Here is a 23,761-nt window from a genome sequence, read left to right on the forward strand (position 1 = left end):
TGTCAATTTTTACAATACATTTGTACTATCCGTGGGTAGCGATCGCACTCCTGCAAGTGCCTTAACAAAAGTTCATACAGTGTCGATTACTTTTGTCCGACTACTTAGTCGATCTAAAGCTGTTGCCAATGCAGCGCCTTTGGTGTTAAAAGAAGATCGCCCAGCTTCTGCCATCTGAAGTTGATTGATTTGCAACAGAAAAGCCCATTCCCGTTGGAGAGCCGCGAAACAGGAAACAGCGGCGGCGAAAGGTTGACGGTAAGGAATTGGCTCTCTTGGTGGTTGGGCTGTACCTTGAGTTCGACTTAAAATAGAATGCAGCTGGTTACCGAAATGCTCGAAAGCAAACAGCGAGTAACCGCCGTTCGGGAGATCTCTGATAAACTGAATTTGATCGATCGCACTTATTTCGGGCAGGTTTAAAAGCAAAATCCCCGGTAGTACCAAAGTCGCTCCTATATCTTGATTGCTCAGCCAAGGTTGCGCCAGTTGCGCGAAACGATTGGTATCCTGAGCGTAAGCCATCGGCACAATCAAATCCACATCGCCTCTCCTCGCCCACAATTCCCAATTTTGTTGTAACTTTTGAATTCGTTCCTGTAGGGGATAACCGAAAACAGCAGCCGACAAGATTAAATTCGGGCGACGTTCCCGTACCATCTGGGATACTTCCGCCACAAAAGAATTGATTTGGTTTGTGCGAAATTCCGTCCACTTTTGCCACAGAGGACGATTGCTGGGAGAAATTTTAATCGGGTCAATCTTATTGATTTGCTGAAATAGCTGACGCGCTGCTTTGCCGTAACCGTAAACAGCTCCCCGACTGGGGTCTTGAAACGGGTAGCGAATATAGTCAATCTGCAATCCATCGACGTTATAGCGAGTAATTATTTCCTCAAACAACTTAAGTAAATAGCGCCGCACTTCTGGATTGGCTGGATCTAAAAACGGTTTCGTTTGTCCCGCCGGAATCATCCTACCTTGATTATCGTAATTCGCCCAATCGGGATGAGCGGAAATAATCGGGCCGGGATAGTTAGGAGGTTGGTTGAGAATAGCATTATGGCGCTGATTGCCAGCTGCAAAAGTCCACACCCAAGCGTGCAATTCCATACCGCGTTCGCGGGCTAATTTCACAGCTGAAGCTAGGGGGTCCCAACCTTTTGTGAGCGGGTTTTGTTCTGGTGCGACTTGACTGGGATAAATGGTGTAGCCGGCATTGACCGTTTCAAAAAAGATGGTGTTTATACCAGCTTGAACCAATCGATCGAACAGTCTGGCTAAACCGCGTTCCGAACCTGCTTGCACGATCGAACCGCGATCGAGCCAAATTGCCCGCACTTCCGATTGTGCGATCGGCTTATCCGTTGGGTACAGATTCCACAGACTTTGACGAGCTTGCAGCCACTGGCTTCTAGCTGTGGCGTAGTCTCGTTTGGCAACCAATTGGGGAAATGCTTGCAGCACTTCTCGCGCTTTTTGTAAAGTACCCAAGGCTGTATTTTGAATGCTGACTGGTGAAGCAGAGGCGACAGTCGGAGCAGAACCGATCGGGATAGTTTCTTTTTTCCCCGCCTCAAGAGCTCCCCCATTCCCCGTCTCCCTTGCCACGTTGGGATTAACGGCGTTGGCAGCTAAAAGGGCGCTTTCGACGCGACCGAGCAAATTTGCCAGCTCTTGCCTCATCACGATCGCGTCTTTAGCTGCGATCGGTTCTCCCCCTGGTTTAGGGCGAATGGCAGCAGTTGCCACCCGCTCGGTTGGGTCAATCGGTGCTGGCGACTGACGACTGGGAACTGATGGGCGACTGGCGGCTGGCGACTGACGATTGGGTGCTGGTGACTGAGAAACCCTCCCCCGCACTCCCGCTCCCCCACTCCCCCTTGTCGGAGCCGCAGCTACATTGCTTAAGGCACCGGGAGCAACGCAATTGCCTGTTGTTGGAGGTGCTGTTCCTGCTTGGGCGATATTGCCGTAACGGGTCAGAGCCGCCTTCAGCCAAGCCAAATCTAATTGAGAACTAGCGGCACTATTGACACCCCAGCGCCAGCCAAAAAAAGTTGTTCGGTTAGTTGTCACAACTGCCGGTGGCGAGTCGCTAATCGTCCATGTGGCGGCGGCTTGACTGTTCAAACCGGTAGGAATGATGACGCCGCCGTGAATAGTGCCACTGAGTTCTTGGCGCACCCACTCTTGCGTTCTCGTTCGCATCGGTTGCAGCGCTTCTGGTGCTGAGAGGGGAAAAGCCCAGTAAGCGCCCAGGAGACTGCGTAACATTTGGCGCACGCCAGGGGGAGAGAGGTTACCCATCGGCCCGCTGACGATCGCACGACCGCCTTTGCTCATCCATCCTTCCAGAGCGATCGCCTGCTCTTGAGTCAAACTTTCCACATTTGGCAAGAAAATCACCGAGATACCGTTCAAATCTGTCGCATTCTGGACTTTTTGCCAATCTACTACACAATAAGGCAGCCCGCTTTCGCCTAACCGAGTGGTAATACCGCTCCATTGGGTAGCGTTATCGGAGCTACGCACTACACCCAAGCGAATAGCTTGTGCTTCCGCAGGAGCAAAAGGTAAAAGTGCAAAGGAAAAAGGCAAAATAAACAAAGTAAGGAGATAGTTTATTTTTGTTATTTTTGCCTTTTGCTGTTTATTTACGAGTAACTTTTGCCCAGAAATAGATGAAACTGGAACTGACGCCTTTCTCCTCACTCTTAACACCTGATTTGTCACTCCTCACACCAATTTGAAATTTTAGATTTGAGATTTCAGATTTGAGATCGAACTTAAAATCTAAAATCTAAAATCTAAAATCTAAAATTCTTAGCCGACAATCTCATTAACTGGGAATCGATCCATCAGTTGGATGGCGCGACTGGCATTTTGCTTTAATGAATCGGACAAATAAGGTACATGGGGTATTTGCGAGAGAAAATCTAACGTCCGGCGTAACATCCGCACTACGTCTCCTTCATCTAAGGTTGTGTTTTCGCACAGATGCACCCACTCTACGCCCAACGCCCATTCTTGCACCAAACCAATTAAATCATCCTCAAGCCAAACTGGCAAAGCTACGTTGTGCCGACGCTGCATTTGGAATAGCTGGCGGCGCAAAGAGCGCAATTTGCCCATAGCTTCTTCCACTTGTGGAGCGGGATCGTAGTTAGTTCTGGCATCTGGGCGGGGTGTCTCGGTGACCAGAGCTGCACAAGCAGCCGCTAGGTGATGAGGGTCTAAATCGTCAAATTCTCTCGACATCAGCGCCAGTCCCAACCACAGCTCGTTATCCCCCCTAATGGCTGCTGCTGCTTGACCCATCCGGGTGGGTACTAATCCTTCCAAGCAACCAAACCCTTGTAAAATTTGGATCAGGTCGAGGAATTCTTCCCAATGGCGTTGGGTTTGTCTGTCGAGTTTTGCTTGACGATCGCCGATCTCTTCCTGCAAAGATACGATCCGGCGATAGCGTTTGAGCAGCGTACCGGGATTGCCCCAGCGATGGATGGGATGAGCTGCCACCTGCGCTTCCAGTGCTTTGACCGATTCAGCTTGGGCTAAGACTTCTGGGGGATCTGACGGCGGCGGTGGTATGGGGATGGTATTGGCGACAACAGCAGTTACTTCCGTACCTGTACGCACGCTACCGAGTTTCATGGCCATATCGGGCGGTGGCCCTGACAGGCGATCGACAGCGGCAATACGAGGCAATTCGGCATGAAAGCCAACCACGTCAATTGTCCCCACCACATACCAGCGGTTATCCTTTCCCAGACAGATCAGGTAGGGGCTTTGTCCGGGGCCGGGTATTTTATTCACCAAGGTGGCCGGCACAGGAGTAGACACAGGTACGTGTTTGCCTTTGAGGCTGAGTATAGTTCCCGCTACAGCATAGTGGAGGGCTAATGCCATGTCGCCCGCTTGCATAGAGGCAGACTGCTGTTGTAGGGTTTTGAGCAATTGCCGTTCTACTTTGAGTCGCTGTTGTAATTTTTCATAATTAGCTAAAGCGGCGGGTTCGACTTGCTGCATTTGAGACTGGAGATTTGCCAGTTCAGATTCCAGATCGGCGATCGCTTGTTGCTGCGGTTTGAGGTACAGTGTTGCCAAATACTGACCGAAACTGCGTTCTACCAAAGCTTTCGCCTCTTCTATACTGTGAGTTTGCAGTAGGTTCAACACCATACCGTAGCTGGGTGTAAACTGGCTGACGAGCGGATCGGGTTTGGATGTTGCCAGGTAAGCAGCTTCCTTCGCTCCTTCAAAAGGTGTTTGCAGCGTCGCCACATAGCCCCGTTCGTCCATCCCCCGACGCCCCGCCCGTCCGGCCATTTGCAAGAATTCCGAGGCGTTGAGTAACCTGTGTCCGCGATCGGTACGCTTGGAGAGGGTGGAAATTACGGTTGTCCGAGCGGGCATATTAATCCCAGCTGCCAGAGTTTCCGTGGCAAACACCACTTTAATCAATCCTTCTTGAAAAAGTTCTTCTACCAAACCTTTCCAAGTCGGTAAAATGCCCGCGTGATGGGCCGCAATCCCCCTAGAAAGCGGTTCGATCTGTCCAGATCTGCCTGCTTCGGGATAGCGTGCCAAAAATTCTTCGATTCTCCGTCTTAGCTGTTGCGCTTCTGCTTTATTCACCAGCGTCAGGTCGCCCACTTCTTCCACGGCTTGGTCGCAACCCCGACGGCTGAAGATAAAATAAATTGCCGGTAACATATCGCGTTCCCGCAATTGACTCAGCACAAAGTTCAAACTCGGACTTTCCGGTCGTTTTCCCGGTTGTTTTTGTGGGCCTTTAGGTTTGAGGCGAGGATTGATTTTGGTTAGATCGTCGTTTAGGAGAGGAAATAATCCTTTGGGAGAACAAAAGTGAAATTCCAGAGGTACGGGGCGGAAGTCTGAGTAAATCAGTTCGGTTGGGCCGTGAACGTTACCGATCCAGTCGGTCAGCTGTTCGCTGTTGGCAACGGTGGCGGAAAGCGCGACTAATTGAATTTCGCGGGGACAGTAGATGATCGATTCTTCCCAAACTGTACCCCGCTGGCGATCGTTCATGTAGTGGCACTCATCCAGGACTACCGCATCCACTCCAACTAACGATGTGCCAACTTCCCCTATTGGTGTGCCGTAGAGCATATTGCGGAAGATTTCTGTAGTCATCACCAAGATAGGGGCGTCCCGGTCGATCGACATATCACCGGTCAGCAATCCCACCATGTTTGGCCCAAACTGCTCGCTGAAGTCGCGCCACTTTTGGTTGGAAAGTGCTTTGAGGGGTGTGGTGTAAAATACTCGTCTGTTCCGCGCTAAGGCACGGTGAATGGCGTATTCTCCAATTAATGTTTTCCCCGAACCTGTGGGGGCACAAACGACGACGGATCGATCGGCGTTTAATGCGGCGATCGCTTTGAGCTGAAATTCATCCAGCGCAAATGGAAATAATTTATTTAGGTCGAGCTCTGCTGTAGTAGGCGAACGGTTCACACAAAAATCTTCCCATAATGTTACAGACTGGATTCCCCAAAATCTGACACAATCGAGATGCCGAGTCTGCCTGATTCTATCCAATTTTTACATCTATGAGGGGTTTGTCGCCCGGTATAGTTGCGGCAAACTAGCCCTTAAACAAATGCAACCGGACATCCTGCGATCTGGGAAGTCCGGTCATTTTGGCAAGGAAACATAACCGTGCCGATTATTTATGGTATTGATTGCTAGCCGACGTTAGAAGCAGAAAAAGCCACCACGACCAATCCGGCCACAAGCGCGATCGCTGCCACTCCCATGATTATATAGTTCCGCTGCTGGGTTTTGCTTGGAGGGGTGGCTTCGTACATCTTTGGCTCAATGGCAAAGTTGTTCAGACGACCGCCTTCTTCTGTGGTGTAGGGCATGAATTCTATCCTCGGTTTTTCTTATTTTAACTTATCGTAACAATTCTTATTGTATAGCATTTCTTAAAAAATTTACAAAAATTTACAATATTTTTAGGGGTTAGGGGAAGAGGGAGAAGGATAGCGGGGGAACGGAGGAGCGGAAGAATTAATATTTTGCCTTTTTTGTTTCCCCTAACCCCTAACCCCTAACCCCTAACCCCTAACCCCTAGCCCCTAACCCCTAACCCCTAGCTGTTAATAATGCCGCTGAGGGGCGAACTAGCGCTGGCGTATGCTTTGACAGGAATTCGGCCTGCTAGATAGGCGAGACGCCCCGCTTCTGCTGCCATAGCCATTGCCCGTGCCATTGCGGGGGGATTCTGAGCCTGAGCGATCGCAGTATTGATCAACAAGGCATCGGCTCCCATCTCCATTGCGGCGGCGGCTTCGCTGGGCGCTCCAATGCCGGCATCCACTACCACAGGAACTTGTGCGTTGTCAATAATTATTTGAATATTGGCGGCATTTTTTAGGCCCTGTCCCGAACCGATCGGCGAAGCGAGAGGCATAACGGTAGCGCAACCGACTTCTTCTAAACGTTTTGCTAGCATGGGGTCGGCATTGATGTAAGGCAGAACGACAAAGCCTTCTTTGACCAGTTTCTCAGCAGCTGCCAAAGTGCCGATCGGATCTGGTAGTAAATATTTAGGATCGGGAATCACCTCTAATTTGACAAAGTTATTGTCTTCTTGCCCCAATATTTTGGCCATTTCCCGTCCCAGTCTAGCTACGCGGATGGCATCTTCAGCGGTTTGACAGCCTGCCGTATTGGGCAACATCCAAATTTTAGACCAGTCGATCGCTTCTGCGAGTCCTTCGTGTCCGGGTGCGTTGCTTTGCACTCTTCTTACCGCAACGGTGACAATTTCGCAACTGCTGGCAATGATACTTTGCTGCATTTCTGCAATATTGCGATATTTGCCAGTTCCCGTCATCAGGCGCGACTGGAAAGTTTTGCCGGCGATAGTGAGGGATTTATCTAAAAAACGGAAATCGCTTGTTTGTGGGGATGATTTATCTAAAGTTTGCATTTCTGTGTTTCCTACGTGGGTGAAGTGCCTCTAGCACCGGTTTCTTAATTTTCTTAGATTTCTCTGCTTCGGTAACGCTAAGTATTGCTAAACCGTGAGTAGTGAAAATGATTCAGAAGCGGGTCGTGTTTTTGCTCTAAAATTACATCGGCAATCAGAAAAGCGGTGATAGGCGCTAACAAAATCCCGTTGCGATAGTGTCCTGTTGCTAGGGTCAAATTGTCGTAAGCACTCCCTCCCAATATCGGCAATTCGTCTGGCGTTGTCGGTCGAAATCCCCACCATAATTCTTGAATGGGAAAATGTTGTAATTCGGGATAAAGTCGAATCGCTCGTGCCAGCAATGCTTGTATTCCCCCGGTTGTATTATAAGGTGCGAAGCCTACATCTTCACTGCTTGCTCCTATGATAATTCTGCCATCTCGACGCGGCACGATGTAAATTTCCGAGCCAAACAAAACTTGTTTTAAAGGTAACCTTCGCTCTTGCCCGACCGTCAATGGTAAAGATGAAAAGGAAGATACTTTCTCTGTTGTCAACGAGGGAGATAAAAAGAAACATTCTTTTCCCTCTGGTGACAGGGGTGATTCCAGGGAAGGTAAAGGCACGCGCACGGATAGCATTTGTCCCTTTTTGGGATATACTGGCACAGACAGTAATTGATTTGACCAGGCACCAGTTGCTAAAACATATTGTTGAGCTTGCCAATCTCCAGCAGATGTTTTAACGCCGATGACTTGCTTGTTCTGTGTTTGAATTTCTTCAACATTTACGCCTTCGCAAATATTAATGCCTAATTGTTGTGCTGCTGCCCACAATGTTATTGCTAAAGCGCGATTATCTACTTGTCCGTCTTCGGGATACCACCATCCACCGACTACTTCCGAACTCAATCCCGGCTGATGCTGATGAATGGCTTCCTTATCCAACCATATGCTAACAGGAAATTTTCCGCTGACCTTCTGCTCAGATGAAATATTGCTTGCTCGCGACTGGATATCATAGGCTGGGGAGAGAATGCCACAAGGCCAGAATCCTGTTGGCGTACCCGTAATTTGTTCTAGTTTACTTGTCCAATCTGGATACAATGCCCGACTGCGGAGACATAAATCCAGCATAGGGCTGGGAGGTAATTGTTCGGCTTGCGGTGCTAACATTCCAGCTGCTGCGTGGGCGGCTGCTTGCTGAAAGTCTCGCGTCAGAACGGTAACATTTGCTCCCCGTAATTTTAGTTCGATCGCCAGGGAAAGGCCAACGATACCGCCACCGATAATGAGAATGTCGCTCAGTAGATTCATTCAATCAAAATATCAATCAAAATATTGACACTTTTAATGCAATTTTTTACCACAGTGCGGGTATGGGATCTTCTTCATTTGGAGATGGAGAATGAGAAGGTTTTGGTGTTTGTTCATCGCTGGGTTCGTCTGGGGAGGCAGTGGGACTCGAAGACGGATGAGAAGGTGTGTTAGTATCCTCCCCAGGAAGGCGAGTGTTGAATCCAGCGATGACTGCCATAGCGATCGCAACAATCAGCAAGATCGCAATCAGACCGATAACGTTAAAGCCGGTAAATTGGTTCATAGATGTCGAGCCGTTTGCCTATCTTGTCTTGTCCGATCGATCGCAATCTATCATTTGACGGCAAATTTATCGAGCTCTTGAGAAGGTAAAATCTCAAGAGCTGGCAAAGCTATAGTATCGATAATCTCGATCGAATCGGGAAACTAAGCTTGGGGCGTCCAGACGGTGCGATCGCCCTGTCCCCACATCCCATCAAATTTTGTCACGGAAACATCACCTAAAACTTTGGTTTGGCAGGCCAAACGCAGGTTTTTCGCGGGAGAATGGGGAGGAAGAGCCAGCCGCCCTTTTTCTCGCCAGCTAGCTTCGGAAACTTCCCCGTCTACCTTAACGGCACAGGTGCCGCAAGTGCCAAGGCCCCGACAGTTCATCACTGTGGCTTTATCGTTGTACAGAGCGACGTTGTTATCCAACAAAACTTTACGCAGATTTGCGCCAGACTCTACTTCAAAAGTCTTCCCTTGTGCTGTTACCTTTGGCATATTTATTAAACGTAGATGACTTCCTAAATTTTTTCACATTTGTTATCAATAGGTGATTTATCCTTGTTATCCTCCCTCTCCATGACCCCCGACACCTCCAACCAGATTTGGATTTACGATACCACGCTCCGCGACGGCGCTCAGCGCGAAGGACTTTCCCTATCGCTGGAAGATAAATTGCGGATTGCCCACCAGCTAGACCAATTGGGAATTCCCTTTATTGAAGGGGGATGGCCGGGGGCGAATCCCAAGGATGTGCAATTTTTCTGGAAACTGAAGGAACAACCGTTACAGCAAGCGGAAGTGGTGGCTTTTTGCTCGACGCGACGACCGGGCACGACAGCTGCTCAAGATTCCATGTTGCAAGCGATTCTGGCGGCAGGTACGCGGTGGGTGACGATTTTCGGCAAATCTTGGGATTTGCACGTTACAGAGAGTTTGAAAGCTAGTTTAGAAGAGAATTTGGCGATGATCGGGGATACGATCGAGTATCTCCGCAGCCAAGGACGCCGGGTGATTTACGATGCCGAGCATTGGTTTGATGGTTACAAACACAATCCAGAATACGCTCTCCAGACATTGAAAAGTGCGATCGCCGCCGGTGCCGAATGGATTGTCCTCTGCGATACGAACGGCGGTACTCTTCCCCACGAGATTAGTCAAATTGTCCGCGATGTGGTAAAAGCGATCGCACCAGAAGAGAGTTCCCCATCCAAAATCCAAAATCCAAAATCCAAAATCCAGCTGGGTGTCCACACCCATAACGATTCGGATACAGCAGTTGCCAATGCGATCGCTGCTGTCATGGAAGGTGTGAGAATGGTGCAAGGCACCATGAATGGCTACGGCGAACGCTGCGGCAATGCCAATCTCTGTTCTCTCATTCCCAATTTGCAACTGAAGCTGGGTTATTCCTGTATCAAAGATGAGCAACTAAAACAGCTCACCCAAGCCAGTCGCTTTATTAGTGAAATCGCCAATTTAGCGCCAGACGAACACGCACCTTTTGTCGGACTGTCTGCTTTCGCCCACAAAGGTGGCATCCACGTCAGCGCAGTTGAGCGCAATCCTTTAACTTACGAACACCTTGAGCCGGAAACCGTCGGAAATCGTCGCCGCATCGTCGTTTCCGACCAGTCTGGGCTGAGCAATGTTTTAGCAAAAGCCCGCAGTTTCGGTATCGACCTGGATAAACAAAATCCCGCTTGTCGTCACATTCTACAACGTCTCAAAGAATTGGAGAATGAAGGCTATCAATTTGAGGCGGCAGAAGGCAGTTTCGATTTGCTGATGCGCGAAGCATTGGGACAACGAGAAAAATTCTTTGAACTCAAAGGTTTTCGACTTCATTGCGATATTGCTCCCTGCGATGGCGAGTCGAACTGCCTTCCCTACGCCCTCGCCACGATCAAAGTTTCTGTCAATGGCAAAGATATCTTAGAAGCGGCGGAAGGAAATGGGCCGGTTGCCGCGTTGGATGCCGCCTTACGCAAAGCCTTGGTGAATTTTTATCCCATAATTGGTCAATTTTACCTTACCGATTATAAGGTGCGGATTCTCAACAGCAACACGGGAACTTCTGCGAAAACTCGCGTTTTGGTCGAGTCTAGCAACGGTCATCAACGTTGGACGACGGTGGGAGTTTCAACTAATATTTTGGAAGCTTCCTATCAGGCGGTAGTAGAAGGGTTGGAGTATGGTTTGCTGTTGCATTCTTCAGCAAAGGTAGCACTCGCTAATTCATAGGTTAGATGGTCAGTTGTCAGTTGTTAGTTGTTCTTCTCTACTGACAACTAGCAACGCCCTCTCTCCCTCTGGCAATGATGACGGTTTGCTCACTGCCAGCGAAATCCTTTCTTTGAAGCTAAATGCGGAATTAGTTGTTCTGAGCGCCTGCGATACTGGAAGAGGAAAAATTACCGGCGATGGCGTTATCGGATTATCTCGCAGCTTGATTAGTGCGGGTGTACCCAGTGTGGTAGTGTCTCTCTGGTCGGTGCCAGACGCGCCAACAGCATCGTTAATGGCAGAATTTTATCAAAATCTGCAAAAACAACCAGATAAAGGTCAAGCACTGCGTCAGGCGATGCTGACGACGATGAAAAAATATCCCATCCCCAGAGATTGGGCCGCCTTTACTTTGATTGGTGAAGCTGAGTAGAACTGGAAGATACTTTGGAATTGTGCTATTATCAACAAGACTGTAAAATTGCCTTTGGATAACCATAGGCATTTAAGACAAGGCTAAAAAAACGCTTGCTTGTCCGTTTTATGCTAAGCTAGTAGGGTAGAAGTTCGCTTCCCCACTGCACAGAACTAAAAGCACCGGTCACCCAAAAGAAGTGGGAAGCCTTTTTCGGTTAAATATTTGCAAAAATAAATCCAATTCAATGGAGTTTATGACTCAACAAGTTATTCACCCGATGGTGAAGATGCAACGTCAGGTGCGATCTCTTGTGGAATCCAATTTAATCAAACCCAGCGATAGTCTTTGGAAAATCGCCCTGCTCTACGGGGATGAATGGCCTCACTGGAAAAAGGAATTGCTGGAATTTGGTTTCACAACGCAAGATCCGATCTCCGATTTGCTGGCTGTAGAAGCCTGGGAAGAGGAATAGCACTGCGGGCTGAGTTTGGAATTGAAGATTCAAAACTTTTCTAAAGGCAAGCAGCTAAAGCTGTAGCAAGTTCCTTTGCGGTTTGGTAGCGATCGCGCACATTGGGCTTAGTCACTTTTTCGATGGCAGCTCGCAATTTGGGTGCGATCGTCGGCACATTTTCCAGCTGAAACTGGTAAACTCTTCCCTGCTTGCGATAAAACTTGTGGGGCGCTTCCCCAGTGAGCAGGAAAATTAAAGTTGCCCCAACTGCATAAAGGTCAGACTGGGTTACAGGTTGGCCTCGGTCTTGTTCCGGGGCGCTGTAACCTTCTGCGCCGATGCGAGTACCCAAAGGAGTGCCGATTTCTTTAACAGCGCCAAAATCGAGTACCACAATGCGATTGTCCACTGCTTTCACTAATAAGTTTGCCGGTTTAATATCGCGGTGAATGAGTGGGGGGTCTTGTCTGTGGATGTAGTCCAACACATCGCAAGTTTGGATCGCCCACTCGCTCGCCTGTTTTGGCGTTACAGGCCCATTTTTGTAGATGCGTTTCTCCAAATCCTCACCGTGAACCAGTTCCATCACCAGATATTTTTTACCCCTTTCCGTAAAAAAGTCAAAAAACTGGGGAATACCGGGATGGTGTAGCGCTTTAAGGGTACGAGCTTCCCTTTCAAATAATTCTTGGGCCTTGCTTATTTCAGCCATATCCGCATTCATTTCCTTAATCACCACCAACCCCTGGACTTCCGTAGGTGTGCCACCTGCCCCAGCTTGCGCTTGGGGAACCCAGGCCAGATAAGTCGTACCCATTCCGCCTTGTCCCAGAGTCCGTAATATCTGGTACTGGCGGATAGCACGTTCTACGCGCAACGGTTGACCGCAGTGAATGCAGAATAGATTGTTGGGAGAATTATCTGCGTGATTGCAGGTAGATGCTATAGCAGACCTGGGTGGAGAGACAGACTGGGCATGGAATTTGAGCATCGGCCCTCCGTGCGCCAACTGGAGGACAGAACCATTTGCCAGCCAAGCTTGAGACACTAAAATACCATCCAGAAAAGTGCCATTAGTGCCTTGATTGACGAGACGCCAAGCGGTAGAGGCCAGATTGCTTCCCGATCTCGATCCTGATATCTCCATTCGTCGCAGTTCCAGATGGTAGCGGGAAACCCGGCTATCGCTGAGAACCACATCATTATCTGGCGCTCGGCCAATCCGAATAAAATTCTGGTTATCAAAGCGCCATTGTTGCAGAGGCTCAGGTTGTTGGGTATGTAAAAGAGTCAGCGTGACCGCATCGGAAAATCCCATTATTCGTTGGTCAGTTGTCAGTTGTCAGTTGTCAGTTGTCTTTGCTTGGCTTTGGTGGAATAGCACGCTCGATAAACTGAATTAGATCCCTCTAGATCCCCGACTTCTTCAAGAAGTCGGGGATCTAGAGCTAAGTGCCATTCGGCTTTGCAGCAGCTATGACCGCCGATCTATGACAGTTAGCTATTACCAACTCTAGCTTGCTCCAGATCCGGTCGCACTTTCGCCCGAATCAGGACTGCGGTGATATTATCGTGGCCGTTATAGTTGTTCGCTAGATCGATCAACTCATTTACTCCTTGTTCCAGACTAGCTCGCGAACTGAGCAGAGGTTGGAGATGAGTTTGCCAATGAGCTTCGATCAAGTCGTTATCCGACAAACCATCGGAACACAACAGCAGCAGGGTATCTTCATTTAGCTCGAAGAATTCGATGTCCGGCTCAACAAAATGCTCGTTGCGCGGGCCCAAAGCTTGGGTAAGCTGGTAGGAATCGGGACGAGAATAGGCGATCGATCTTTCTACGCCTCGTTTAATTTCTCGTTGACCGACCTCATGGTCTGTCGTGACTTGCTCCAAGCCCTGTCTGCGACTGAGGCGGTAGAGGCGAGAGTCTCCTACGTGAGCGACGACAACTTGCGTTTCCTGAACTAAAACCATTACCAGGGTAGTGCCCATACGCCCGCTGCCAGAGCGAGCATCCTGTTGGTTTACATCGTAGATAGCTTGATTGGCTTTGAGTACTGCCTCGCGGATCGTATCTTCGTCAGGCAGATCCTCTTTCCAATTGTCTTGGAAGTACTGGCTGAGAGTTTTCACCGCTAAAGCGCTGGCAACTTCTCCACCAGCATGACCGCCCATACCATCGCAGAGGATATACAAACCACGGGCCAGGACATTTCGACCCAAGGGTGTTTCGGCCTTGACGAACGAAGTTCTGATGCCAAAGTAGTCCTCGTTGTGCCGCCGTTGCCGACCCACATCTGTGCGCCCAGCGTCTTCCAAGCTGAGCAACTGCATGGGTAGAACAATCGTAGGCGTTTCGTTTTCATCGCCGGGATGGCCGGGATAATAAGTTGGATGCTCTTTGGTAGAAGCAGAGGGGGTATAGGTTGGCGCGAAATTGAGGTTGTTTTCGGCGGGATCGACAGGGGGCATAGGGGTGGGCTCGGTAGTGTCACCTTGAAATTCCTCTGCGATCGCTTGCAAGCGCGATCGCAGTATATCGATAGTTTGAATTGTGTTTTCCTTCAGGTCGCTCATCAGCATGGCTAGCGGGCCAAATAGAGTCCGCCCCGACTCTAAAAATAGCTGCTGCCAAACTTGGCCTAATACTTCCAGCGTCGGGCTGAAGTTATCCGGGTCTTGCTCTAAGCGTAATAGCCCTAAAGATTGGTCTTCATCCACCCGCAAATTATTTAAATCCACTAGGGTAGTGAGGCAATGCCAGGGTTCCAGAGCTACCCATATAGAGGCCATTTCGTGGAGCAGATGCAATAGGTGCATTTGGGGAATTTGGTCATCTCTCCACAGGTCTACCAACAGAGGCCAAGCAGACCTATCTTCTAATAAAACTATCTGCTGTCCGTTACTTATCCAAGCATCTTGAATTCGGGGCAGGGCTGGATATAACTGCGATTGTAGCGCCACATACGCTTTGGCAAGCGCCGGGACGGAAGCTCTTGATGCCGAAGAGATCGGAAGGTTTTTTTCCTCAGTGCTTTGTCGATCGAGCAAGACTTGTAGAGGAGACTCTTGCAGGGGTTGACAGTCTAACACTCTTATGAGCATTTCCCCGTTTGCGATCGGGGTCAAACTTTCCAGGAGTTGATAGCGTTGTTGAGGATCTAAAAAACTCTCCGGAAGCAGTCCAGATCCGGGCTGGCTGGTGTTATCCCCACTATCGGTCTGGGCTTGATTCTCTAACTGATGTTGTCCCGATCGATCTTTATCCCAGGAAACCTGGATTTCTGTTGAATTTGCTGAAGCTGCTTCGCTATCTAAAACTGTCGTTGTTAAAGGCAAGTTTGAAGTGTCATTTTTTACACCAATTGCTGCTTTTATTTCAGTGTTTCCCCCATGAGGCGATGGCGGCGGTGACGCTTCTAGCTTTCCTGAGATAATGCCCAACCACACAGTTCCCGTGAACGTGTCGCAGTTTTGACATACTTTAGCGCTGTAGGCGACTTGAGAGCCACATTCCGGACAAACTTTGTGCGTCAAAGAGGTACCGCATTGCTGACAAAATTTATTCGCATCCGGGTTTTCAAAGTGACATTGGGGGCAGACAAGCATTTTGGGTACTTCCTCAATTCCCTTTCCTGGGCTTTTTCATGGTGGGGTACAACCTAGTGCCGCTACGCGGAAGTCAAAAGTCACTCATTCAAAAGTCCTTTGAGCGTCAGGCATTCAACTACTTCCGATCTGGTGGATTACTTCTGCCATGCTGCACTAGCCGCAGCATTTCCTACGGCATAGCCCTGTGTACAGGTTAACTGATATATCGGGCTTAGGGTATCTAGAAAAAGTCAAAAGTTAAAATTCAAAAGGGAGAGGGAGAGCGGGGGATGGGGGGAGTTAAAAGTCAAAAGTCACTCAGTCAAAAGTCAAAATTCCTCCCGCACCCCTGCACCCCTGCACCCCCGCTCTCCCGACTACCTCTTCCTACTTTTAACAGGGGTGCGAGTTCATCTGGGGTTAAGTCCCGCCACTGACCGGGTTCTAGACCTGACAAACGCAGGTGGGCGATCGCCACTCTTACCAGTCGCAATGTCGGAAATCCCACCGCTGCTGTCATTCGCCTCACTTGACGGTTGCGCCCTTCTGTGAGTGTAATTTCTAACCAGCAGGTCGGTACGTTTTTGCGAAAGCGAATGGGGGGGTCGCGGGGAGGCAAAGCTGGTTCTGTCGGTAACATTTTTACACAAGCCGATCGAGTGCGGTAATTTTGAATTACCACACCCTTTCGCAAACGTTCCAATGCGTCTTCTTCTGGAATTCGCTCCACTTGTACCCAGTACGTGCGGGGATGTTCAAATTTAGGATCGCTGAGGCGATGCTGTAACTGTCCGTTATTTGTCAGCAGCAGCAATCCTTCGCTATCTCTGTCTAGCCGTCCGACCGGGTAAACAGAGGGAACTGGTATGTAGTCTTTGAGTGTGAGCCTTTTTTCTTCGGTGCTTTCGTTGTCTGTAAATTGGGTTAAAACGTTGTAAGGCTTGTAAAAAAGGATATAACGATCGGGCGGCTTAGACAATTTTGGATTTTGGATTTTGGATTTTGGATTTTGGATTGAAATCCGATCTGCCATCTGCAATCTACTGCTTTGAAATTTCCCAATTACCAATTATCTTAGCTGCTACAGTTTCGTCGCTACGTTCGTGTCTAAAGGACAAACACAAGCTTCTCGCTGCAACCAGCGCACGCCTACCTGATGCAGAGCGCTCATAATGGGTTGAATTTCGCGACCTTTTTCGGTCAAAGAATATTCTACACGGGGAGGTATTTCTGCATAAACTTTGCGTTCTACCAAACCGTGGGCTTCTAATTCCCGCAGCCTCATCGTTAGCGTTTTGCTGCTAATGCCGGGGAGCGCATCTAAGAACTGATGAGTACGACGCGATCCCGCAAACAGTTCTCGCAGAATCAGAACAGACCATTTACTGCCGATCAAGTCCAGCGCGAACTGAATTGGGCATTCGATATCTAAGCATTGGCTAGTGTCAAACATGAGATCACTCTAAATATAGATGTTTCTAATTCTCATTGTTATCTATCCTTCCAAGGGTTTCATAGGATACTTGTTGCCAAAGAGAAGATTTAACTTTCTCTTAAGAAATCAACTATCCGTTTTTGCCGGTCTAATTTTTTACTTTTGGAAAGTATGCTGTCTGGCAAGTAACTGAGTGTTTATCGGAATGGGGATCGCAGGATGCAAATAGATGGGTAAGCATAACCATTCTGAATAAAAAGCTAAATTACGGCCTTATAAGCAGATTTTACGATGATACGGCTGCTTGTGAGCCTGTTGGTATTTTTAATTCATACGTTCTATCAGAATCGCGTTATTTCTCGCTTTTAGGTGTTAGAAACAGTACCCAGAGTAGGGTACTTTGCTTATTTATATGTTGCACCCATACGAAACTATGGGAATGTGGCGCAGATCCGATTGGTTGAAAGTCCATTTTGCCCAATCTTGGAACGAGTTGCATCACTTGCTCATCATCGCATCTCTTGGATGCCATCTGGGGTGACATAACGCTGAATTTTTGTTGGTTGTGATGCCATAATTTGATTGTAGGCGATCGCCTTTTATTTTACTATGCGATCGCATTCCATAATCCCAATTATAATCTTTCTTTAACCCAATTACGAAATGCTTTCATCGTCGCATTTCTACCCACAACTTTACTCTGTTCGACACTCTGATGTATGACATCGCGTAAATCGTAAAATTGTGAAAATATGCGGCTATTTTCCGATTCGATATATTTACCATCTTGCAGCACATTAATTTGCAACCTTTGTCCGTTGTATCGCCACAATTCTGGAACTCCCAAGCCTTCATAATTGGTGAAAGTAGTACGAGATGTGATATCAATTTCAATCGCTAAGTCCGGCGGCGGGTCTACAGTTAAATCGATTTTTTTCTTGCCTCGGATAGCTGCTTCATTTTGGATATAGAAACTAGCATCTGGTTCTACACCTTGAGCCATATTTTCCTTTTTGAAAGTTGTAGAACCAGAATCTATAAAATCGATATCCAGTTCTTCAAGTAAAATCTTGACAAAATCGCCAATAAACCCTTTATCGAATTCATGTTCTAGCAGTGGTGCCATAATCTCCAAACAACCTTTGCTGTAAGAAACTCTCGCCGCCCGACTTTCTCCCAATTCGTCTAAAATTTGCTCGAACATTTGCCAACTGATGTCTTTCAATTGCAGAACATTGCCAGGGGGGATAATCAATTGTTTGAGTTCTAGCTGCATAGTTTCACCACCTTTAATCGGCTAGCTAAAATATAACATTTCAAAAGGTACGTTGTTGCGCTTTAGCGCTAAAGCTGGGCAAACATCGGCGTATCATTGCCCCTATCTGCGTTCATCTGCGTTCATCTGTCTTCATCTGCGGTAAAAATTTAACTAACGATTCTCACCAACGATTTCCGAATATCGCTGATATTATTTCTCCTCGCTTCGCGATTGTATAAATTAACCGCATATAAAAGCGGATAAACGCGGATGAACGCAGATGTAAATGTAGATTTGGGATATTCAAGAAACCCGGTTTATTGAAGAAACCGGGTTTCTGTGATGGAAATTGAAGCTTTGGCGCTAAAGCGCAACAACGTACCTTTTTAATATGTTGATATTCAACAAGTTTTTGATATCTGACGCACCCTAGTTAGAGAGATGAAAAGAAACTGGGTTTCTGGTAATGGGTTGTCAATTATATCGGTGGGAAACTATCAAAGAAACTCGGTTTTTCGTCGCACAAAAGTCTTTTCGCATTGGTTCTTAGGGGGAAATGCGCCAAAGTTTGATAGTATTGTCATAACTGCCACTACTGGCAAGGGTTTGACCATCGGGACTGAAGGCGACTGAATTAACATCGTTGGAATGTCCGGTGAGGGTGGTTTTCAATTGACCACTGTGGATATCCCAGATTTTGATAGTTTTGTCATCACTGCCACTAGCAAGGGTTTGACCATCGGGACTGAAGGCGACTGAATTAACATTGTCGGAATGTCCAGTGAGGGTGGTTTTCAATTGACCACTGCGGATATCCCAGATTTTGATCGTATTGTCACGACTGCCACTAGCAAGGGTCTGACCATCGGGACTGAAGGCGACTGACCTAACCCAGTTGGAATGTCCGGTGAGGGTGGTTTTCAATTTGCCACTGCGGATATCCCAGATTTTGATAGTATCGTCAAAACTTCCACTAGCAAGGGTTTGACCATCGGGACTGAAGGCGACTGAATTAACCGAGTTGGAATGTCCGGTGAGGGTGGTTTTGAGGGAAAATGACGAAATTAGTAGGGAAATCGGATTGCTATTAAATTGCTTTTGACAATATATCTGTACTTCTCTACTAATCAACCCTAAAACGGCACTGCCAACAAGCAGACCGCCAATAAGCAATTTATTTTTCAGCTTTCCCTGTGACGACGGCTTTTTAGGAGTTGAAATACTAGGAGAAGGCAACAATTTTAACCATTTTGCGACAGACTGAGGACGGTCTTTTGCCTTCAGTGCCATCCCTTTGAGTATCGCCCGATTTACGTTATCGCTGATACTGGAATTATGCTGCTTTGGTGGCGTTAATGGCGTACCTGCCGCCCGGAGTGGGGAAGGTTGGGGGAATTTAGCTGTTAAAATCACGTACAGCGTCGCCGCTAAAGCATAAACATCGGTATAAGCGCCCCGTTTCTCCCGTCTGTCATATTGTTCGATAGGTGCAAAAAATTCAGTCCGGTATTCTGTATGCGTCTGGGTAACATCTTGGGTAAACTCGCGGGCGATGCCAAAATCAATTAACACCGCTTCCAATTTACCAGAACGCAACATAATATTTTGCGGTTTGACATCGCGATGCAACAAACCTTGCTGGTGAACTACTGTCAGCGCCTCACCTATCTGCTGAATATAGCGCAACGCCTCTGCTTCCGGCAAAACTCCTTGCTTGATAACGCGATTGGCTAAATCTTCCCCATCTATATATTCCATCACCATGCACCACAGTTGCCCTTCTTGGACAACTTCGTTAATTTTGACGATATGGGGATTAGTGCATTTCGCCAGTCGCAGCGCCTCGTTGAGAAAATCTTGCTGCAATTGGTTAAAATCGGGGCGACTTTGCACGGTGTCGTTAAGTGTTTTGATGACTACACGGTGTCCGTTGGCAGTTGTGGCAAGATAGGTGATACCGAAACCACCATCGCCTACTTTTTTTTCGATGGTGTATTTGCCGTTTTGGAGTTTATGTCCGTTTACCCAAGTCATTTTTCGCGATTTGGTGGCGCTTGGGTTTATTATCGTCTAGAAATTGGGTTTTTTGGAGAAATTAGAAACCCGGTTTTTTGGAAAAACCGGGTTTCTGAGGGTAGAGCAAAGTCCAGTAATCGATATTGGCAAAAGTAACATAATGTGAATTTATATTTAGACCTTGGCAGGGCGAAGCATTCGGACAGAAAATCTAGGGTTTTGTGCAATAAATTGTCGCCCGAATGCTTCGCCCCTACACAATACATATTTTATTTGTTTTGTCAATTTATTCTACTGGACTCGCACTCTAGATATGCTATGTTTAAAATTCTTTAACTAACCATTGCCACTCGACTACTACAGACTGAGGAATTTTAAGGGAAAAATCTTCTCTGCCCACTAGGGGAAAAGAAAGTGTCAAAGCTTCATTTTGGGGTAATTTATCGATAATATTTGTGACGTTATATTGACCGACATTTGCTGCGGGAGATGCTTCGGCAAACTCATCTCCTGCCGTTAGCAATTTACCGCTATCTGTGAGAATTTCTAAGGAATGTGGATGGACAAATTCGACTATGCCTGGAAAACCGACTAAGCGGAGATTGAAAGCAGTTTGTTCGCGAGATTTTATCTGTTTGCCGATTTCTGTAGGAGAAATATTTAATGCTGTTCCAGAAGTAACTTTGAATAGTAGCACTTGCCAAGCATAGCCATATTTATCTCGCAAAGAATTTTGAGAATGATAGCGCATTAGTCCTGGTGCATCTTGGTGCTGTCGGAGTACGGCAGCAGCTGGTTGACAAAAGAAGGTTACTTGAGCGAACAATAAAAACAGGACTATTTCGGTAAGCAAGAATAGGCGTGAAAATATTTGCTGAATATCGCACATAAAATTATCGGTGGCTGTACTCGCTAATGGTTTCTATGATAATAAAAATCCACCATTAGAGAGATTTAGCTTTTGGATTGTTTAAATAAGATTTGAATCGGCTTAAGTAGGGGGAAAGTTCAAAAGTTAATCTATGCGCTACCTTGCTCTCGCCTCTGACTATGATGGAACGCTTGCTACACATGGTACTGTCAGCGCAGAAACTGTAGTGGCGCTGGAACGTTGGCAGCAATCGGGTCGCAAATTAATTTTAGTGACGGGACGAGAACTGGAGGATTTGATGGGTATTTTCCCTCATATCAACTTGTTCGATCGCATCGTACTGGAAAACGGCGCTTTACTATATCATCCCGCCACTGGTGAGGAAAAGCTGCTGGGCGATCGACCGCCGGAAAAATTTATCAAACCATTAAACGAGAAAAATGTCAATCCCCTTACCGATGCTTAAAGAAGATGCCGATTTCGTTACTCACGGCGATCGCGGTGCTGGCGTTATCGAAATTATTGATAAAATGATGGCTTCGGACTTATAAGCTAAATTTGTTCATCTACCATAAGATAGATGCGCCCTGAATTCTTTACTCCTCCTTTTAGTATGCCCCAGAATTTGCAAAAGGTAACATCTAGGCGGCAGGGAAAATGAAAAAATTTGTATTCTGTGTGGCGGCTGCGATTTATGACGATCGATAAAGTGCGATCGCCAGCTTTTACTAGGTTTCATTTTGAGGCTTTAACACCTGCAACAGCAAGTCCAAAAGCTGTTCGATTTCATAATGAAAAGACCAGAGAAATACAGAATAAATAAACAGTAACTGAAATAGGACGATCGGCAAAATGATTGCCAAGTCAATAGGAGAACTTAGTGAAAAAAACAAGATCGCACCACAACTATACATTCCCATAAATGCACAAAATATATAAAGTTGATTTGACTTTATACCAATTTTTAGTTGTAATCGAGTCCCGACTCTCTCTGGATCTGGTTGAATATAAACTTTTGTCACTAAAGGTCTTTTCCGGTAGCCTTCTGGCCCAATAATTTTGATAAAGTTACGATCGAGTATAAAGGAATATTTATAAGTTTTCCTACCAAATAACTGGGACTCTATTACTAAGGGTCTGTAAGAAAGTCGCGTCAGTATACGGCGCACTTGTTCTGTTGCAAGCGGCACGTAAAGTTTTGATTCTTTGTAAGGTAGGAAGCAAAATAGAAGTTGCCGCAATTCAATTATTACTTGTACAAAACAGCGTCTTTCAAACTCGCAACGCGATCGAGTGCTGTATTGATATCGTCTTGCGATATCCCATATGCAGTCATTGCTTCACCCAAATGTTTGGCGATCGCATCAAAATGTTCTGGCTGTAAATTCAGTCCTGCGTGCGCCTTTTCCATCGATCGGCCTGTGTATTGCGGCCCACCTAGAGCGTAGGAAATAAAAGCAGTTTGATGGCGGCGCTGCTTTTTCATGTCTGTATTAGCGAAAAATTTATTGACTGTATCGTCAGCCAAAACATGGTTGTAAAAATCATCTACTATTTGCTCGATCGCTGCTTGTCCGCCAACTTTTTCGTATAAAGATTTTTCTGTGTCCATATGAGTTTCGATTGCGATCTACTGTTATATTTTATCTATAAATACAGTAGGTTGGGTTGAGGTAACGAAACCCAACCTAAATCTTAACTTTGTTGAGTTTCGCTCTTACCTCAACTTAAGCTTGATTCAAGTTACAGTTGAGATCGCCTGCTTTAAACTCTGGCAAAACTCTTCAATTGCTTTCAATCCCTTTTCCGGCTCTCCATCTGCCAAACGTTTGACAATGGCGCTACCCACAATTGCCGCATCAGCACCCCAATCTCTCACCTGACGGGCGTGTTCCGGTGCGGATATACCAAAACCGACACCGATCGGTTTGTCGGTGACGCCCCGCATCTGCTTGAGTAAATCTTCAACTCGCGTTTCCAGTCCGGAACGCATCCCCGTGACGCCGGTCACGCTAACCAAATAGATAAATCCTTGGGACTTTTGGGCGATCGCTGCGATGCGTTCTTTGGAACTGGTCGGAGCGACTAATAATACCACATCAATGCCCAATTTTGCGGCTGGGTTCAACAAACCTTCAGCTTCTTCTAGGGGTAGGTCGGGTACGACTAAACCGCTGACTCCCACTTTTGAAAGCTGGTGTAAAAATTTGTCAATGCCGCGATTGATAATGGGATTGTAGTAGGTAAAGAGGACGATCGGCGATCGCAATTCTGGGATAACGCCCTCTAGCATTTGGAGAACATCATCTAATTTAACTCCGCGTTGGAGGGCGCGAGTAGCCGCCGCTTGAATCACCGGGCCATCTGCCAAAGGGTCGGAGTAGGGGACACCGAGTTCGATGATATCAGCACCGGTGCGATCGAGAATCCGCAACGCCTTAGCTGTTGTTTCTAAATCTGGATCGCCAGCCGTTATAAAAGGAATCAGAGCGCACTGAGAGCGAGAGCGTAAGGCTGCAAAACAATCGGAAATTAAGGTCATTTGTGAGTTGCCAGTTGTCAGTTGTCAGTTGTCAGTTGTCAGTTGTCAATTTTCTTCCTTTGGACTGATGGCTGACCGCTGACCGCTAACCTTTTCTTGTTCGATTTCGGTTTCGATTTTTGCCAGTTCTTCCGGAGTCAGTTCTTCCAGCCGTTTATTCACTACAGCTTCTTCGTAGTCTTTCAGTTGCTGGTTATAGGTCATCTGTTTATTGCCAACTCGGAATATGTAAGTCAACAGCCAACCGATGATACCCACAACCAAAAATGCCTGACTCCAGATTCCAGCTTGCTGGCTATCTAGCCCAGCTACTTGCAAAACAAGGTAAGCTATTCCGCCTGCGGCAAAGATACCCAGGCCAATAACTATAACGTCAATCCGTCGCATTTATGGTTGAGCGATGAGAATA

At 47.2% G+C, this 23,761-nt stretch carries 19 protein-coding genes and 3 pseudogenes; 5 read left to right on the plus strand and 17 right to left on the minus strand.

Annotated features, from left to right (window positions below):
- Positions 1–72 precede the first annotated feature (72 nt).
- From H6G03_RS28420 to H6G03_RS28450, 6 genes and pseudogenes are all read right to left on the minus strand, one after another.
- On the minus strand, positions 73–2,601 hold the full coding sequence (locus H6G03_RS28420; RefSeq protein WP_190472196.1) for a family 10 glycosylhydrolase: 2,529 nt from the start codon (positions 2,599–2,601) through the stop codon (positions 73–75).
- A gap of 225 nt (positions 2,602–2,826) precedes the next feature.
- Entirely contained in the window at positions 2,827–5,487 is a 2,661-nt protein-coding gene (locus H6G03_RS28425; protein WP_190472199.1) for a DEAD/DEAH box helicase, read from the minus strand.
- 230 nt (positions 5,488–5,717) lie between these two features.
- Complete coding sequence (gene psb34, locus H6G03_RS28430; protein ID WP_190472202.1) at positions 5,718–5,897, minus strand: photosystem II assembly protein Psb34; 180 nt, start codon at positions 5,895–5,897, stop codon at positions 5,718–5,720.
- A gap of 230 nt (positions 5,898–6,127) precedes the next feature.
- Positions 6,128–8,253 (minus strand): annotated as a pseudogene (locus H6G03_RS39885) (FAD-dependent oxidoreductase); the annotation flags it as partial.
- A 61-nt stretch (positions 8,254–8,314) separates the two neighbouring features.
- On the minus strand, positions 8,315–8,554 hold the full coding sequence (locus H6G03_RS28445; RefSeq protein WP_190472211.1) for a hypothetical protein: 240 nt from the start codon (positions 8,552–8,554) through the stop codon (positions 8,315–8,317).
- 143 nt (positions 8,555–8,697) lie between these two features.
- Positions 8,698–9,036 (minus strand): 2Fe-2S iron-sulfur cluster-binding protein, encoded by a 339-nt coding sequence (locus H6G03_RS28450; protein ID WP_190472214.1) that lies wholly within the window; start codon positions 9,034–9,036, stop codon positions 8,698–8,700.
- Between the two features lie 81 nt (positions 9,037–9,117).
- Between H6G03_RS28450 and cimA the strand changes: the two genes are divergently transcribed.
- The 3 genes and pseudogenes from cimA (at position 9,118) to H6G03_RS28465 (ending at position 11,654) form a co-directional block, all read left to right on the plus strand.
- Positions 9,118–10,782 (plus strand): citramalate synthase, encoded by a 1,665-nt coding sequence (gene cimA / locus H6G03_RS28455; protein ID WP_190472217.1) that lies wholly within the window; start codon positions 9,118–9,120, stop codon positions 10,780–10,782.
- A gap of 55 nt (positions 10,783–10,837) precedes the next feature.
- A pseudogene (locus tag H6G03_RS28460) lies at positions 10,838–11,197 on the plus strand (CHAT domain-containing protein); the annotation flags it as partial.
- 238 nt (positions 11,198–11,435) lie between these two features.
- Positions 11,436–11,654: a DUF4327 family protein gene (locus tag H6G03_RS28465; RefSeq protein ID WP_190472220.1), complete on the plus strand. Its 219-nt coding sequence runs from the start codon at positions 11,436–11,438 to the stop codon at positions 11,652–11,654.
- 40 nt (positions 11,655–11,694) lie between these two features.
- On the opposite strand, the gene H6G03_RS28470 is transcribed toward H6G03_RS28465, so the two are convergent.
- The 4 genes from H6G03_RS28470 to H6G03_RS28485 form a co-directional block, all read right to left on the minus strand.
- Positions 11,695–12,954, minus strand: a complete 1,260-nt coding sequence (locus H6G03_RS28470; protein WP_190472224.1) for a protein kinase domain-containing protein — start codon at positions 12,952–12,954, stop codon at positions 11,695–11,697.
- A gap of 179 nt (positions 12,955–13,133) precedes the next feature.
- Entirely contained in the window at positions 13,134–15,248 is a 2,115-nt protein-coding gene (locus H6G03_RS28475) for a serine/threonine phosphatase (protein ID WP_190472227.1), read from the minus strand.
- Positions 15,249–15,552: 304 nt separating this feature from the next.
- Positions 15,553–16,263: a pseudouridine synthase gene (locus H6G03_RS28480; protein WP_190472230.1), complete on the minus strand. Its 711-nt coding sequence runs from the start codon at positions 16,261–16,263 to the stop codon at positions 15,553–15,555.
- A gap of 48 nt (positions 16,264–16,311) precedes the next feature.
- Complete coding sequence (locus H6G03_RS28485) at positions 16,312–16,683, minus strand: winged helix-turn-helix transcriptional regulator (RefSeq protein WP_190472233.1); 372 nt, start codon at positions 16,681–16,683, stop codon at positions 16,312–16,314.
- A gap of 273 nt (positions 16,684–16,956) precedes the next feature.
- On the opposite strand from H6G03_RS28485, the pseudogene H6G03_RS39890 reads away from it, so the two are divergent.
- Positions 16,957–17,191, plus strand: a pseudogene (locus H6G03_RS39890) (alternative oxidase); the annotation flags it as partial.
- A 108-nt stretch (positions 17,192–17,299) separates the two neighbouring features.
- On the opposite strand, the gene H6G03_RS28490 reads toward H6G03_RS39890, so the two are convergent.
- The 3 genes from H6G03_RS28490 to H6G03_RS28500 form a co-directional block, all read right to left on the minus strand.
- On the minus strand, positions 17,300–17,941 hold the full coding sequence (locus H6G03_RS28490; RefSeq protein ID WP_190472237.1) for a Uma2 family endonuclease: 642 nt from the start codon (positions 17,939–17,941) through the stop codon (positions 17,300–17,302).
- 528 nt (positions 17,942–18,469) lie between these two features.
- A complete protein-coding gene (locus H6G03_RS28495) occupies positions 18,470–19,957 on the minus strand; it encodes a serine/threonine-protein kinase (protein WP_190472240.1) in 1,488 nt (495 codons plus the stop codon).
- Positions 19,958–20,261: 304 nt separating this feature from the next.
- A complete protein-coding gene (locus H6G03_RS28500; protein WP_190472243.1) occupies positions 20,262–20,828 on the minus strand; it encodes a DUF3122 domain-containing protein in 567 nt (188 codons plus the stop codon).
- A 133-nt stretch (positions 20,829–20,961) separates the two neighbouring features.
- Here H6G03_RS28500 and H6G03_RS28505 point away from each other — a divergent pair, with 133 nt between their 5' ends.
- Positions 20,962–21,276, plus strand: a complete 315-nt coding sequence (locus H6G03_RS28505; protein ID WP_242057032.1) for an HAD family hydrolase — start codon at positions 20,962–20,964, stop codon at positions 21,274–21,276.
- 262 nt (positions 21,277–21,538) lie between these two features.
- Here the strand turns inward: H6G03_RS28505 and H6G03_RS28510 are convergent, their stop codons facing one another.
- From H6G03_RS28510 to H6G03_RS28525, 4 genes are all read right to left on the minus strand, one after another.
- Complete coding sequence (locus tag H6G03_RS28510; protein ID WP_190472246.1) at positions 21,539–22,000, minus strand: hypothetical protein; 462 nt, start codon at positions 21,998–22,000, stop codon at positions 21,539–21,541.
- A 59-nt stretch (positions 22,001–22,059) separates the two neighbouring features.
- Positions 22,060–22,422, minus strand: a complete 363-nt coding sequence (locus tag H6G03_RS28515; protein WP_190472248.1) for a group I truncated hemoglobin — start codon at positions 22,420–22,422, stop codon at positions 22,060–22,062.
- A 126-nt stretch (positions 22,423–22,548) separates the two neighbouring features.
- Complete coding sequence (gene trpA / locus H6G03_RS28520; RefSeq protein ID WP_190472251.1) at positions 22,549–23,352, minus strand: tryptophan synthase subunit alpha; 804 nt, start codon at positions 23,350–23,352, stop codon at positions 22,549–22,551.
- A 45-nt stretch (positions 23,353–23,397) separates the two neighbouring features.
- Positions 23,398–23,739, minus strand: coding sequence for a DUF3007 family protein (locus H6G03_RS28525; protein WP_190472259.1), 342 nt, complete (start codon positions 23,737–23,739; stop codon positions 23,398–23,400).
- Between the last annotated feature and the right edge of the window lie 22 nt (positions 23,740–23,761).

The sequence above is a fragment of the Aerosakkonema funiforme FACHB-1375 genome (assembly GCF_014696265.1).
Classification (GTDB): Bacteria; Cyanobacteriota; Cyanobacteriia; order Cyanobacteriales; family Aerosakkonemataceae; genus Aerosakkonema; species Aerosakkonema funiforme_A.